This window comes from Plebeiibacterium marinum, assembly GCF_026013615.1.
Lineage (GTDB): Bacteria > Bacteroidota > Bacteroidia > Bacteroidales > Marinilabiliaceae > Saccharicrinis > Saccharicrinis marinus_A.
Genome location: NZ_JAPDPI010000018.1, coordinates 40,891 through 56,684 on the forward strand (window position 1 = coordinate 40,891; position 15,794 = coordinate 56,684).

Here is a 15,794-nt window from a genome sequence, read left to right on the forward strand (position 1 = left end):
AATTAAATACAAAACAATACATCACAGCACAAAAAAAGAGCTTCACCAAAAGCGAAACTCTTTATAAAATCATTTTATCAAATATTCCCCGACCTACTTAACTACCCCATAATATCATTTTTTCCAATTTGACCTGCCCGATGAGCGCCCTCCATCATCCGATAAAAAACACCCTTTTGCTTCATCAATTGCTCCGGTGCCCCCTCTTCTGCAATACCATGGCCATCAATCACCACAACCCGATCTGCTAACTTAATGGTCGACATCCTATGGCTAATAATTATCGAAGTAGTATGGGCAGTTATTCTCTTAAAGTTTTCCACTAACATAGACTCCGTTTGAGCATCCATACTACTCGTAGGTTCATCCAGTATTACCACCTGGGCATCGTTAAAAAAAGAACGCGACAACGCAAGGCGCTGCCACTCTCCAACACTCAACATTTCACTATCTTTAAACAGTGTACCTAAAGTAGTTTCATAACCACTGGGTAAATCATTAAGCAAGTTATGAACCCCTGATTTTTTAGCACTTTCCTCTATCCCCACATGCAAAATATCTTTATTCACGTCGCCCAACCAAATATTTTCTCTTGCTGAAATATTATACAGCATAAAATCCTGAAATACGACACTTACATTCTCAGCTAAAGATTCCGGCTTAATAGTCGCCAAGTCCACATCATCAAAAAATACATTTCCCTCATTTGGCTGGTATAATCCACACAACAATTTTACAAGTGTTGACTTCCCCGCCCCGTTAGCGCCTACAAAAGCAACTGTTTCTCCAGGCAAAATCTTAAAATTGACTTTATCAAATACCCTACGAGCACTATTCGGATACTTAAAAGACAGGTCTTTCACCACTATTCCCTTTCTAAGTTTTTCAGGAAACAAAGTCTCCCTGCCTACTTTTTTTGTTTTTATCAAATCATAATCTAAAAACTCAAAGAAGTTTTTTAAAAACAACCCATCCTCATACAAACTGGATATCCTGCCTAAAAAATCCTGCAAAAAATTATACCCCCTATACAAAGCCAAGAAGTACATCACCATCTGCCCCTGGGTTATATTTCCCTGTATAGCCTCGTTTGAAACAAATGCAAAAACAACCAACAACACACAAGTTGTTAACAACTGCACCCCAAGTTCATAAAAGGTTTTTAATTTAGATAAGGCAAATCTTTTATTTCGCAAACTATCTTTCCGCTGCTCAAACCTAGCCTTAAATATTCCTGCCAGATTAAAAACACGCAATTCCTTTGCAAATTCTTTCCCTGTAAGCAACCGGTTATAATAACCAACACACCTTTCATCTTCGGTATGCTCTCGTTTAAAGCGATACACTCTTTGAGAATACTTTAACCTGATTGAGATGATTAAAAAAGCCACTATAAGCAACGCTATTATCATTGACCAATGCAGCGAAGCCAGCAATCCTGCAATCAACAAAAGAGAAATGCCGTTCTGAACCAATCCAATAAATGAATAATAGGTGTGAGATGGCCGGTACGAGGCCTCATTAACAGCCCTGTAATAAACATCCTGAAACTTATGATCTTCATAATTAGCAAAATAAAAGGATGTAGTACGGGAATGAATCATGTTCTGAACTTGATCACTTATAAAGAAAGAATGTTTTTCACGAACAATGCCTGCAACTGCATTACAAAAAGCATTTACAACAAAAACTACTCCTGCAAAAAACAACACCCTAAACAAAGCGGAATACACACCATTTGATCCCTGACCATACAACCCAGCCACTTCATCAACTAACCATTGTACCACAAAAATAAGCATCAGCGGCATCAAGCCTTTTAGTATAACAAAAAAGAAATTTATTATACTCCATTTACGGGAACTTTCCCATACCAACCTTAGTGCACGGTAAATATTATTGCTGTTTATTCTCATTTTATTTTGAATCACATATAAAGGATAAAGTATCAAGCATTAAAATTATAGGCAATACCCAATATCTTACTTTGGTCGAAGGTAGTAAAAATATGAGTAAGCGAGTTGCATGTGCCAGATCGTTTTATTATAACGCAAAAAACTCCCGGATGCGTTTATCCCCCAATATTTAGTACAAAAAAAGAGATTTTTTGACCACCTCGTCAATGGAAAGGTAGGTAAAAATCCGTCAGTTAGCTACCTCGTCAATGGAGAGATAGGTAAAAAACCGTTTATTGGCAGCCTCGTCAATGGAGAGATAGGTGAAAAACCGTTTGTTGGCAGCCTCGTCAACGGAGAGGTGGGTAGAAAACCGTCAGTTAGCTGCTTCGTCAATGGAAAGATGGGTGAAAAACCGTCAATTAGCCACCTTGTCAATGGAGAGATGGTTAAAAAACCGTCAATTAACAACCTTGTCAATGGAGAGATGGGTAGAAACCCAGTTAGTAGCCCCGTTAATGGAGACCTAACAGGTTTAAAAAGAAACCATCACTTGAAAAATCGATACCAAATACGTCCCAATATAAAAAACACAATTCCTGTAAAAGGAGAAACATAAGCAATTAATCTTTTTCCCAGGTTTGAAGACTCCATCACTCTTCCTTTCCGAAAATGCAATATCACCTTCCCACAATAATCATTAAATACAACCGGCCTGTCTTTATATATTAAACCATCTCCCTTACAAAAAAGACGCCTGTTATTCTTATCCCAACTCAGCAGGCGATGAGCTACTAACCTCAAAGACCCCCTAAAAACAACAACATCCCCTTTAATTAAATCCTGAACTGCAACTTTTTTCACACGAACAGTATCTCCCGGAAGAAAAAAAGGAAACATACTCATCCCATAAACAGGGATATCAACTTCTTTTCCTGTATTAAGCAATTCAATAAATGTGTAGGATATATTTTCTAATCTAGAATCTTTCATAGGTAAAGAAAAACATCAACAAACTCAATCCATTGCTCTAACCAGTTTCACGATATCATAATCAGGCTTAAATCCAAGCTCATACACCTCTACCTTTAACAAAACCTTTTCAATGTACTCCAAATGCTGCCTAATCATATCCTTATCATAAAACTGCTGTATAAAATTGCCCAATACCCTTGAATAGGCAAATACACCTTTTAAAGGTTTTATATAATTCTCAGGCGATTGCTTTAGCAAAAATATCTTATTAAGAGTAGATTGTACAGGAAACTGTGCATAGTATGGCATCGGGTTATTGTAAACAATTACATCATCACCCTGCAATCTCAAAACAACCCTATCGTCATTAACAGCCCGGGCGCCGCACTCCTTCCACAACCTGCACATGGTAGATTTACCAATACCTGAAACACCTGTAAATACATAAGCATTGCCCTGATCTACTATGCCGGAAGCATGCATCAGCAACCCTCCTTTTTGATGGACCAAATAAAGCAACAACAAAGAACCTAGCGGATGAATCAAAGGATCAATCTTTACAACATCAACATTTCCACTAAGGGGCACCACAGCAACAACTCCCTTACCCTTCTTCAAATCCAGCACGGCAGTAATCTCTTTTAGCTGAATATGATCTTCATATTCAACTTTAATAACTACTTTATCTTTTTCATTTAAAATATACCAGGAATAATTCAGGAAAGAATTTTTATCAGGCTTACCTACAAAAGACCAATCCGCATCTTGTATAAAAGGAGTATCCGAAAGGGAATATTCTAAAAAAAAATCCTCAGGTACATCATCATTTTCTTTGTAATGCAACACTGAAGATTCTATATCAAACTCTATTTTTTTACTTTGAGAAAAAAATTTAATAACCAGATCAGCTACATTTAAAGCCAATAAATTGATGCCAATACACATACTTTGGTTTAATTATCAAAAGGTGTACTTCCTCCAAACGGATCCTTTTCCTCTGATAAAGTATATGTTTTTGCAGGACTGTTGGTTGGAGAAATTTGCTTAGTTGTTGGGTCACCCCATAAATCTTCTTCCTCATCCTCAGAAAAAGTTGTCTCCATCACCATAGATATCACATTATCCACACTTACCACCTCCAACTCAGGCCTTGAATATACTTTTTTATTTCCTCTTTTTACTTCCATCTACTAGTAATGTGTTTACACTAGTGCTTTTCTATTATTATACCTTTATTAACCGTTTCGTCAATAAATTGTTCTATATCTCTTTTTGCTACCTCTGCGGTAACGTCGTATTCTTCAAGCAACAAACTAAAAATTTCATCCAAAGATTTTTCACCGTCTATCCCATCGTACAAAAAAGTCCCAACCTCGTTAAGTGTCAATACATGGTTCATATCTGCCACATTATCGCTTAACGGAACCAACACTTTTTCACTACCAATAGCTTTCTCCACAAAACCCTCACTCTTGTAGTAGACTTTTGAAAAATCCATCTATCTAATTTTCAGTTCGCGACAAAAATATAAAAAAACATATTCATACCTTACCCTTTTGGTAAAATACTTCACCAGTTTTGACTAAAGTATGGTACTTTTTAATAAAATGGTCATTTTTTTATACTAAAACACCACTCTGCTAAATGGAGCATCCTCATGATTGGCATATTGTCCTTCCTGAAACTTAAAATAGCCGGTAATGGCAATCATGGCCGCATTGTCGGTAGTATACGCAAACTTAGGTATAAAGGTTTTCCATTTTCTCTTTTGGGCCAGACTGACCAATCCTTCACGCAATCCCGAGTTGGCCGAAACACCTCCGGCAAGCGCTATCTGATTCACTTTTAAATCTTTTGCAGCCTTTTCCAGCTTATCCAAAAGTATGTCTACTATTGTTTTTTGCAAAGAGGCACAAAGATCCCTTTTGTTCTCCTCGATAAAATCCGGATTAAACTTTAACTGATCCCTTAAAAAATACAGAAACGAAGTTTTCAATCCGCTAAAACTATAGTCATAACCTTTTATCCTGGGCTTCGCAAACTGGAAAGCATCCGGGTTGCCCTCCTTGGCCAGTTTATCAATCAACGGACCACCGGGGTATGGCAAATCCATCACCTTTGCACATTTATCAAAAGCCTCACCAGCTGCATCATCAATGGTTTGCCCCACAACTTCCATCTCGGTATAACTTTTTACCAATACTATCTGGCTGTTACCCCCGGAAACCAACAAACATAAAAAAGGGAATTCCGGGTGTTCCGTATCCTCATTCGGTTCTTTGATAAAATGAGCCAGCACATGGGCATGAAGGTGGTTTACTTCAACCAATGGAATATTATTAGCCAATGCAAATCCTTTTGCAAAAGAAGTCCCTACCAGCAGCGATCCCATCAACCCGGGGCCACGTGTAAAAGCAACTGCATTAATGTCTTTTGCATCCACTCCGGCATCTTTCAATGCCTGATCAACAACCGGTATAATATTTTGCTGATGAGCTCTTGATGCCAACTCCGGCACAACCCCTCCATAAGACTTATGCACATCCTGATTGGCGATCCTGTTTGAAAGGATCACCTCATCTTTAAAAACTGCAGCCGAAGTATCATCGCACGAAGATTCAATACCCAAAATATATGTACTCATTATATAATAGTTATTAGTCGTTGGTTATTGGTTATTGGCAAAAACAGAAAAACAACTTCCTGTTTCCACTCCAGCAACAAACAACCTCTGAACATTTATTATCAAAAAACTATAATCTATGGCAAAATGTTTGCTATGCACCCATAAAACAGTGCATTTAAATCACCTTTTTGTTTATTTTTGCAATATAAAAACGCAAAATTATTAAAAAATCTTATAAAATATTATTCTATTCCATCCTGGGCCTGATTATTTTACCCCTGCTGATGTACTTTGCTGTATTAATACCAGGTGTTCAAAATTCAATTGGCCAACTGATAACATCGCGGCTATCAGAAGATTTTGGTGTGGAAGTATCTTTAGAAGAAATAAACATCCAGCCCATAAAGAGTATTGTGGTAAAAGGCTTTATTATAAAAGACACCAACCACGACACGCTCTTGTATGTAAAAAGCCTGAAGGCCGATATTGATTCGCTGGTATTTTCGAGGAACCAGTTATACTTTGGAAGGATAACTGCCGAAAATGCCATTTCAAAGCTCTACAAAATCGACAACAAATTTAATTTTAAAACCGTGTTGGATTCAATCCAAACCCGACAATCCGGCAGTAGCAAATGGAAATACAACACAACTGAGTTTAAGCTCATAAACAGCCGATTACTATACAAAACCAACAACAAACAACAGGAAAACCACATTTTTGATCCCGGCAATATCCAAATCTCAAATTTAAACTTCACCATTAACAGGATTAAAACCTTTAAAGATTCTTTTTCTACACAGATAAAGAACCTGTCGTTTATTGAAAAGTCGGGTTTTGCCATAAACAACACCAAAGGAATTATTGCTGCAGGGAATAGTAGTTTCACTATCAAACAACTAAAAACAAAGACAAAACATTCGTATGTGAGCATACAGCAACTGGAACTGAAACTTGATTCAACAAATAAGGCAAACAGGGATTTTGCCCAGATGCCCTTTTTTATTGACATCAATTCCGTTTCTGCTTCACATCAGGATATAGCGTACTTTCTCCCTGCCTTTCCTAAAATAAAATATCCCATTAACATGAAAGGGATATTAAAAGGGACACTAGGCAATATCAAAGGGCGCAACATTCATATCAATGCAGGAATTGACACTCGCCTGAATACCCATTTCGACATACAAGGGCTCCCAAACCTCAGCGAAACATTTTTGTTTTTGAATGTAAAAGAGCTTTCAACAAATATTCCTGATCTCACTAAGATTATGCCCCTGTATAAAAATGCTGACGATTTCAGTTTGCCAAAATCTTTTGATCAACTAGGCGAAATAAAATACAGCGGTAAATTTTCCGGATTTATTGACAACCTGGTTGCATATGGGCAGTTTACAACTGATATAGGGAAAATAAAAACCGACCTGGGCATTAAAATAACAGAAGACAACAAACTGGTATATTCCGGTTTTTTAAACACAACCTCATTAAACATAGGAAAACTTCTTAACTCAGAAGAAAACCTGAATAAAATTACCATGGATGTCTCCGTGCAGGGTTACAGAACCAAGGACAAACATTTTAATGCATACATAAACGGAACAATTGACTCCATTGACTACAATCACTATAATTACGAAAAAATAGTTTTAAACGGCTTGCTTTCAAACAAGCGTTTTAATGGTAAAATTTCGCTAAACGACCCTAATGCACAAGTTTCTTTCAATGGAAAAATGGATTTTGAAAACGAAGTTCCTGAATTTGATTTTAATGCTTCTGTCAAAAACCTGAACCTGGCAAACCTTCAAATAGCGCCTTCCATTGAAAACACCAGTATCAATGCCGAAGTGCACTCATACTTATACGGTAAAAACTTAAACGAAATAGAAGGAGATATAGAACTACTGAATGGCAGCATCATAACTGATAAAAACACATTTGAGCTCGATAGTTTCATCATTACATCAATAAAGGAAGCTGAAAATTTCAGGCAATTAAAAGTTGCATCCAACCTGATTGAAGCTGAATTAAGCGGGGATTACCAATTAAAGCAACTACCTATACAAGCCAACAACCTGTTGCACTCCTACCTTCCCAGTCTGTTTAATATTAAAACCCTGACTAATGAAACACCTTGCGACATAAACTTTTATATCAAAACCAAAAACATAGAAGAATTACTCTTTAACCTTAATCCAAAAATTAAAATATCAGACAACAGTACCATTTCCGGTGAATACAACCATGCAAACAGCCACATGGAAATTTACGCCGATTTTAGTGAACTCAAGTACAAATCGCTGCAAGGAGAAAACATCAACCTGCATTTAAAAAGCGACAACCAAAAAGTATCCAACGAATTAAGGTTTGAGAAGTTTTCAATATCCGACTTTTTGCCTTTCTATAATTTTACCCTCTCTCAAAAAGCCAGCAACGACACACTGGTTAACAATGTATTTTGGAACAACTGGGAAGAGAAGACCAACAGCGGGGCCATTTTTACCAGCTCCACTTTTAACAAATCATACAATGGCGAATTATACGCTAACATCCAGCTACTTCCATCTGCAATAATCATAAACGACACTACCTGGACCATACAGGAGAGTTCATTCAACTTCAATCCAAACGGAATGCGGATCAACACATTCCGCACCCACCACCTTAACCAGGAGATCAGCATAAATGGTTCTGTGTACAACCAAGGAAACCATAAACTGTCAGCCTACTTCAGAAATATCGACCTTAGCGAGAGTACCCAATTCTTTAATATCAAAAGGCTATCGTTTGGGGGTATTTTGAATGGAGGTATCGAAATAAAAGAGAACATTCATTCCCCCATCGTAACCAGCGATATTATCATCAACGACTTTGTTGTTAACAATGAATCAATCGGAAATTTAAGTATCAACTCTCAATGGGACAAAGAAAAAAAGGCGGTTGTATTAGATACTAAAGCCAAACGCAATGCAATAACGCCCATGGTTGGCAAAGGCTTTTTTAGTCCCAAAAACAAAAACTTTGAATTTGCCTTTGATTTTGACAGCATCCCCATTGGATTCCTGGACTTATATTTAAGCAAAGTAGCTCAAAATTTCCGGGGCACAGCATCCGGGCATGTAAACCTGAATAACAACAGTAAGGATATTGACATTGATGGGGATATGCATGTTAACAATGCTATGTTTGATGTAAATCTGCTTAAATGTTCCTTTTATATAAAAGATAGCATCAGGTTAACCGAGGATTCTATCGTATTTAAAAATATGACCATAACAGATCCCCAAGGAAAAACCGGTAGCTTTAAAGGTGAAATCCTCCATACCTTGTTCCGGGGCATGAGTTATGATTTATATGCCAGAGCTGATAATATGCTTTTATTAAACACCAAAGTACAGGACAACCCCTATTACTATGGAACAGTATATGGATCAGGAGACCTTTCGGTTAAAGGGCTGACAAACGATTTAAACATTGATATACAAGGAAAAACAGAAGGGAAAACAAAATTTTACATTCCTATAACCGATAAAGAAGAGTCGCTCGATAACAATTTCATCCAGTTTATCAGCCATGCAGATACTACTTCGCTTTATACGGACTTAGAAAAAACAAACGAATACCAGGTAGACCTTTCAAATTTTAGCATGAACATGGGTTTACAAGTAACTGAGGACGCTGAAATACAAGTTATCTTCGACCCTTCAGTTGGTGACATCCTGAAAACCATAGGGCACGGCAACATCCAGGTTCAGATATCCAAAGAAGGAAACATCAACTTTTATGGAGATTATACCGCAGAAGACGGGGACTACCTGTTTTCACTGGAAAATGTGGTGAACAAAAGATTTAACATCAACAAAGGAGGAACGGTAATATGGGAAGGAGACCCTTATGATGCCTTAATAGATATTATGGCCACATACAAGATCAAAACATCCATACAACCATTGGTTGCCCCCTCCACCGACGAAATTTCCGAAAACAGCGAAATTTATAAACGCATCCCCATTAACTGTGATTTGATTTTAGGAGACCGGTTATCCCAACCTTCAGTACATTTTGATATCTCGGCCCCCACCATGGAAGAATCAACCCAAAATATTATTGAAGATGCCATTAGTACAGAAGAAGAATTAAACCGTCAGGTTCTTTCTTTGCTCATATTAAACAAATTTTTTACCCCAAGTTACAATTCAGGCACCGGCAACAGCAACCAGGTAAACAGAGCAGCCTTAACAACCACTTCAGAGATGTTATCCAGTTACCTGAGCAATTGGCTTTCGCAAATCAGCAGCGATTTGGATGTGGGTATTAATTACCGTCCGGAAGATGAAATATCGAGTGAGCAAATTGAAGTGGCATTATCAACGCAAATATTTAACAACCGGGTTTCACTGAACGGGAATGTTGAATATGGAGGATATAGCGCCACCCAACAGAACACAAGTAACATTGTTGGCGATTTTGATATGGATGTAAAGTTAAACAAATCCGGTTCGCTCAGGGCAAAAGCCTATACACACAGCAACGACGATTTCACTTATAACGACTCACCAACAACCCAGGGCGTAGGCTTATCGTACCAGGAAGAATTCAACACTTTTGGCGAATTGATCAGGAAATACTGGAACTGGCTTACCGGAAAAGCCAAAAAAGAAAAGGAAGTTAAACCCGAAGACGACTAGAAGCAACCTGTACGTTTCACTTATAATATATTGGATTCTCTTCAGCTTTAATATTTAAACCTTTGGAATAGACACGAAAACCAACGAATAGATCCTCTCTGCATAATTTTATAAACAATAATCCGTTATCATTTTGAAACTATTTATATTTTTACCAAAAATATTTTAACACTTGAATTTCATGAGTCTACTTACATTCATACAATCAACACCCACAGAAGCTGTAGATGCAGCTGCTGCATCTGCACAAAACCAAATGGATTACATTGAAATGGCCATTAATGGCGGATGGATCATGGTCCCTATGATTTTTTTATCATTTGTTGCCATGTATATTTTTATTGAAAGGTTTTTTGCCATTAGAAAAGCGGCAGCTGAAGACCTAAGCTTCATGAACAAAATAAAAGAATATATCATTGACGGGAAGATTGACTCAGCTTATGCGCTATGCCAACAAGTTGACAATCCGGTAAGCCGCATGATTGAAAAAGGAATCAGCCGCATTGGCCGTCCGCTTCAGGATGTAAACACTGCAATAGAAAATGTGGGCAACCTTGAAATAAGCAGACTTGAAAAAGGATTGCCAACTTTAGCAACAGTATCAGGAGGCGCACCTATGATTGGATTTCTGGGAACGGTTATTGGTATGATCAGGGCTTTCTTTGACATGGCCAACGCCGGGAACAACATAGATGTACGTTTGCTGTCCTCCGGTATCTACACTGCCATGGTAACAACAGTAACAGGATTGGCTATTGGCATTATGGCCTATTTTGCCTATAACTTTTTAGTTGCCCGGGTAGAAAAAGTAGTATTTAAACTGGAAGCCAGAACCATGGAGTTTATGGATTTACTGAACGAACCTGTTGCATAAGTTAGTACAAAGTTGAAAGTATAATAGTTGAAAGTTTAAAGTTGCTTAGATTACTATTGACAACTTCTGATCAAATACTTTACAAACTTTAAAACTTTACAAACTTTATAAACTTTATAAACTTTATAAACTATTGACAAACTAGTTATAATGGCTTTAAAAAAAAGATCGAAAATAAATGCAAGCTTTAGCATGTCGAGCATGACCGACATTGTATTCTTGTTGCTTATTTTCTTTATGATTACCTCTACCATGGTTCACCCCAATGCCATCAAGTTGCTCATTCCCAAACAAGCAACAAAAAAGGTAGTGATTGAAAAGTTTATAAACGCAAGAGTTACTTCCGCCGGAAATTTTTATGTAGAGAATAAAAGGGTTAACGAAAGTGCATTGGAAAATACCCTGTTAAAATATTTTAAGAGCACGGATAAAACCTACATAAAACTCAGGACAGACAAAAATGCTCCCACCGGTGATGTGGCAAGATTATTGGACATTGCAGAATCGCATGCCATTAAAGTAGTACTAGATATTAGGTAGTTGGAAGTTAAAGACTTGAAGGATGAAGTCCTGAGTTGGATAATGCGAATATTAAATAGAAAATAACAATGGGATTAAAAAGAAGAAGCAAGGTGGATTCAGGATTTAGCATGTCGAGCATGACTGACATTGTATTTCTGTTGCTGATATTTTTTATGATCACATCCACTCTTGTAACCCCTGTTGCCAATAACGATTTAACCCTTCCCAAGAGTGACCATCAGGTTTCAGCTAAACCCAATACCACTATTTCTGTAACTAAAGACTTAAGATATTTTATTGAGGGCGAAGAGGTTTCTTTTTGGAGAATGGAACGAAGATTGAAGGAAATAATGAATGCAGAACCGGAAACTTATATTGCGCTTCACGTTGATGAATCAGTTCCCTTTTCTGTAGTAGGAAAGATTAGAGATATAGCCATAAAAAACAAATACAAACTTATTTTGGCAACCCAACCCAAATAATCCGGTAAAATAAACGACACAAGGCAATGCAAAAAAAATATAACAAACACGGTATTATTGGTTCAATTGTATTTCATGCAATTATACTTATTTTGCTTATGGTCTTTGGTTTAACTACCCTGCCTCAACAAGAAGAAGGCATATTAGTAAACCTGGGAAATGTAGAAACCGGACTGGGAGAAGTTGAGCCACCGAAGTCGTCGAGCACACCAACACCTGTTCAACCCAAAACAACACCTCCTCCACCAACCCCAAAAGAAAAGTCCGCACCCAAAACTGAAGAGAACATTAAAACCCAGGATTATGACAAAGCCCCCGAAATAAAAAGTGCAGAGCAAAAGAAAAAAGAAGAAGCAGAAAAAATACGCAAAATACAGGAAGAGAAAGAACGAAAGGCTAAAGAAGAAAAAGAACGTTTAGAACAAGAAGAAGCAGACAGAATAGCCAAAGAAAAGGCGGATGCCGAACGAAAAGCAGAAGAAGAAAGAAAACGCATAGAAGAAGAGCAACGCAAAAAAAGGGAAGAAGAACAACGTATTGCTGACGAAGCCAGAAACAAAGTTGGCAGTGCTTTTGGAAAATCAAACAGTAACAGCAGTTCTGAAGGAGATGCCGGAGGATCAGGAAACCAAGGATACGTAACAGGAGATCCCAACAGTAAAAACCGATCAGGTAGTGGACTGGGCAATTCCGGTTCAGGATTTGACTTAACAGGTCGCTCATTGGTTGGCTCCCTTCCTCAACCCAGCTACGGAATTCAGGAAGAGGGGATTGTTGTAGTTCAGGTAACTGTTGATAAATACGGGAAGGTAGTAAGTGCAGTATATCAACTAAAAGGTTCCACTACTCAAAATTCAACTTTAAAAGCTGCTGCCATTGCCGCTGCAAAAAAAGCAAAATTCAACTCTGATCCTAATGCCGCTGCATTTCAGAAAGGAACCATCACTTATCACTTTGTATTGAATTAAGGATTAAAAAGTATTTGCAGGCAGTTTTATTTTATAGGTAACCACCGGTTGTCCCTTAAAATAAATACTAAAATAATCGTGTTTCAAGTCCGGCACAGGTATCTGGAATTTAACATACTCCCCTTTTTTAAAGGGAATAATCTTGGCTAGTGTTTCATCCTTTTCAAAACCATATGAAAAACCAAACAGATCTTGCGTATTGATCCCTTCTCCCTTTTCTTTAAAAACTACAGATATTTTTCCCTTTGAAACCACAGAAACTATCCCTTTGGCAGGGATTAGTAAATTCATGTTCAAGAAAAAATATTGGTAGTGGAATAATGGCAAGGCTTCAAATTCCTGAGGCGACCTGTCAACCAACACCCACTGTGTTCTTTTAGGGAAATGATTTAAAAAAAATTCTTCCGGAGATAACATATAAAACCTTTCGGAATACTGTTTGGTAAAGGTTTGCTCCTGTTCATTTAAATATCCAGCACCCCAAAAAGAATCAATCAGATGCCACTTGCCATCAATTTTCACTGCATTCCATAAATGATCTGATCTTCCAGGCTTCCTTCCTATATCCTCATACTTACTCTTTAGGCAACCCGATATCACCTCACATTCAATCCCGGCATTATCGCACATTTTTTTAAACATATGGGCATATTCTTTCCCTGTAGCTTTTTTTGAACGAAAAGCCTCCAATGCCATCTTATTATCAGTTTCCTGGATTTTCCTTACTTTTTCTTCTCTCGTTTTATATTTAAAATTATAGGTATAGCCACCATTTTTGCTAAAATATTTCTTTACATCAATTTCTACATTAGTGCAAATCCAATAATATATAGCACCAAGCTTATCATCTTTCGAAAAGAAATCATGGTTTAATTTTGCACCAAAATGCTTTATATCGGATATGCCTTTATAATCAGAATCTATACGCTCTTTTACCACATCACTTATTTGTGAAAAAGATGATGGTGCGCATAAAAACAATATATAAACTATAAAACCTAATATTCTCATCTATAAAACAGTATTTTTCATATAAGCTGCAAAAATAGCAACCCTGGTTAACATTTAACTCAAGTAGTGTTAAATTGATATGATATTTTGATAAGCAAACCATTTTATACCATTAATATTATAAAAAGCTGATATTATATAAAAACAAAGCCCGCTGAAATATATCCAGCGGGCTTTATCTTAATAAAAATATTTTAATTAATTCCTTTCATCATTTTACTTAACCATGGCCCTAATATAAACAAACAAACCGTTGCTATACCTGTAATTACGGAAACAAACCAGAATACATTTACCGGTTGCCCCATAGCCACCTCAACTGACTTAGACAATTTCTCCATTTGTGACGCTCCAAAGTTTCCTGCGGCAAAAGAGAACATCCATACTCCCATTAATGTAGAAACCAATTTAGGAGGTGCCAATTTTGTTACCATAGATAATCCAATAGGCGAAATACAAAGTTCACCCATGGTAAAAATAAGATAAACTAAAGTTAACCATAATGGAGAAACAAGAACCATTACTTCACCCCCATTGGAAATGCCATCTGCAATAGCCATCACCGCAGCACCTACTGCCAACAACATCATCCCCCATGCAAACTTAAACGGGGTTTTGGGATTCAATTTAAACTTATCCAATTTCAGCCATAATATGGAAAACAACGGCGCAAAAATTACAATAAAAATTGCATTAATAGACTGAAACCATGAGGCTGGTATTTCAAAACTCCCAATCATTCTGTCAGTGTTGTCTGCAGCAAACAGGTTAAATGTAGTACCTGCTTGTTCAAAACCTACCCAGAAAAATATATTAAAGAAAGCCAATATTAAAATAACAGCAACCCTGGCCCATTGTTCTTTTGTTTCAGTTCCTCTGATTATAGATACCAAAAGATATATTCCTCCAAGTGCTCCTACAATCCTTGGTATACTGGTTTGTGCTCCATCCGATAATGCAGCCCATCCTTTCATAAAACCAATTACACCAAACACCATTACTACCACATACAATGCTATCTGTCCCCATTCTACAGGCTTCAACCTGGTGCGATCCATTTTTGTTTTAGGGGGCAAACCTATGTTTCCAAGGGTTTTCTCCGACCTTACTAAAAACCAGATAACACCAAGCAACATCCCTAAACCAGCCGACAGGTAACCATACTCCCAACTAATTGCCTCTCCAAGGTAACCAGCTACAAAAGGAGATAAGAAGGCACCCAGGTTTATCCCCATATAAAAAATAGTAAAACCTCCGTCTTTACGAGGATCATTGTTATCATACAAATCCCCAACCATGGTTGAAATATTGGGTTTGAAAAAGCCATTTCCCAAAATCAAAACACCTAAACCGGCATAAAACCAGAATTGCCTGCTCTCAAGGTTATCCCCACCAATGGCAGAAACAGATAACATAAACTGACCAACAGCCATGGTCAAACCGCCAATATATATAGTCATCCTTTGTCCAAGGATTTTATCAGCAAGTACACCACCAATAAGCGGTGTTACATAAACCAATCCTGTAAAAATTCCGTAAATGGTAAATGCATGCTCCCGGTTCAGGCCAAATCCTCCTGTAGCCAATTCTGCTGTTAAAAACAAAACAAGCAGTGCGCGCATTCCATAATAACTAAATCGCTCCCACATCTCAGTGGCAAACAGAGTTGACAATCCCATTGGGTGTCCAAAAAAAGCTTTATCGTTATTAGTCATGTTATAATATATTTTAAATTTTATGTTTCAAGGTAATT

General features: G+C 37.4%; 14 protein-coding genes. 6 read left to right on the forward strand and 8 right to left on the reverse strand.

The genetic code is table 11. The annotated features are described in order from the left end of the window. Positions 1-101 precede the first annotated feature (101 nt). A complete protein-coding gene (locus OM074_RS10085; protein WP_301199348.1) occupies positions 102-1,916 on the reverse strand; it encodes an ABC transporter ATP-binding protein in 1,815 nt (604 codons plus the stop codon). 302 nt (positions 1,917-2,218) lie between these two features. On the opposite strand from OM074_RS10085, the gene OM074_RS10090 reads away from it, so the two are divergent. After that, positions 2,219-2,425, forward strand: a complete 207-nt coding sequence (locus OM074_RS10090; RefSeq protein ID WP_301199349.1) for a hypothetical protein — start codon at positions 2,219-2,221, stop codon at positions 2,423-2,425. Positions 2,426-2,444: 19 nt separating this feature from the next. Here OM074_RS10090 and OM074_RS10095 read toward each other — a convergent pair whose 3' ends face one another. The 5 genes from OM074_RS10095 to tsaD all read right to left on the reverse strand — a co-directional run bounded on the left by OM074_RS10095 (position 2,445) and on the right by tsaD (position 5,514). Then, complete coding sequence (locus OM074_RS10095) at positions 2,445-2,888, reverse strand: S24/S26 family peptidase (RefSeq protein WP_301199350.1); 444 nt, start codon at positions 2,886-2,888, stop codon at positions 2,445-2,447. Between the two features lie 24 nt (positions 2,889-2,912). After that, positions 2,913-3,815, reverse strand: a complete 903-nt coding sequence (locus tag OM074_RS10100) for a hypothetical protein (protein WP_301199351.1) — start codon at positions 3,813-3,815, stop codon at positions 2,913-2,915. A gap of 8 nt (positions 3,816-3,823) precedes the next feature. Beyond that, a complete protein-coding gene (locus OM074_RS10105; protein WP_301199352.1) occupies positions 3,824-4,057 on the reverse strand; it encodes a hypothetical protein in 234 nt (77 codons plus the stop codon). Between the two features lie 20 nt (positions 4,058-4,077). After that, positions 4,078-4,368 carry a PqqD family protein gene (locus OM074_RS10110; RefSeq protein ID WP_301199353.1) on the reverse strand — a complete coding sequence of 97 codons (291 nt, stop codon included), beginning with the start codon at positions 4,366-4,368 and terminating at the stop codon, positions 4,078-4,080. A 126-nt stretch (positions 4,369-4,494) separates the two neighbouring features. Beyond that, positions 4,495-5,514: a tRNA (adenosine(37)-N6)-threonylcarbamoyltransferase complex transferase subunit TsaD gene (tsaD, locus tag OM074_RS10115; protein ID WP_301199354.1), complete on the reverse strand. Its 1,020-nt coding sequence runs from the start codon at positions 5,512-5,514 to the stop codon at positions 4,495-4,497. A gap of 266 nt (positions 5,515-5,780) precedes the next feature. On the opposite strand from tsaD, the gene OM074_RS10120 reads away from it, so the two are divergent. The 5 genes from OM074_RS10120 to OM074_RS10140 all read left to right on the forward strand — a co-directional run bounded on the left by OM074_RS10120 (position 5,781) and on the right by OM074_RS10140 (position 13,030). Next, a complete protein-coding gene (locus OM074_RS10120) occupies positions 5,781-10,184 on the forward strand; it encodes a translocation/assembly module TamB domain-containing protein (RefSeq protein ID WP_301199355.1) in 4,404 nt (1,467 codons plus the stop codon). Positions 10,185-10,365: 181 nt separating this feature from the next. Next, entirely contained in the window at positions 10,366-11,058 is a 693-nt protein-coding gene (locus tag OM074_RS10125; protein ID WP_301199356.1) for a MotA/TolQ/ExbB proton channel family protein, read from the forward strand. Between the two features lie 150 nt (positions 11,059-11,208). Beyond that, the gene (locus OM074_RS10130; RefSeq protein ID WP_301199357.1) at positions 11,209-11,598 is read left to right on the forward strand and encodes an ExbD/TolR family protein; all 390 of its coding nucleotides are present in this window, start codon (positions 11,209-11,211) and stop codon (positions 11,596-11,598) included. Positions 11,599-11,666: 68 nt separating this feature from the next. Beyond that, the gene (locus OM074_RS10135; protein ID WP_301199358.1) at positions 11,667-12,062 is read left to right on the forward strand and encodes an ExbD/TolR family protein; all 396 of its coding nucleotides are present in this window, start codon (positions 11,667-11,669) and stop codon (positions 12,060-12,062) included. A gap of 26 nt (positions 12,063-12,088) precedes the next feature. Beyond that, entirely contained in the window at positions 12,089-13,030 is a 942-nt protein-coding gene (locus OM074_RS10140; protein ID WP_301199359.1) for a TonB family protein, read from the forward strand. 3 nt (positions 13,031-13,033) lie between these two features. Here OM074_RS10140 and OM074_RS10145 read toward each other — a convergent pair whose 3' ends face one another. Next, positions 13,034-14,041, reverse strand: a complete 1,008-nt coding sequence (locus OM074_RS10145) for a transglutaminase domain-containing protein (RefSeq protein ID WP_301199360.1) — start codon at positions 14,039-14,041, stop codon at positions 13,034-13,036. Positions 14,042-14,235: 194 nt separating this feature from the next. After that, positions 14,236-15,756 (reverse strand): peptide MFS transporter, encoded by a 1,521-nt coding sequence (locus OM074_RS10150; protein ID WP_301199361.1) that lies wholly within the window; start codon positions 15,754-15,756, stop codon positions 14,236-14,238. Positions 15,757-15,794: the final 38 nt, after the last annotated feature.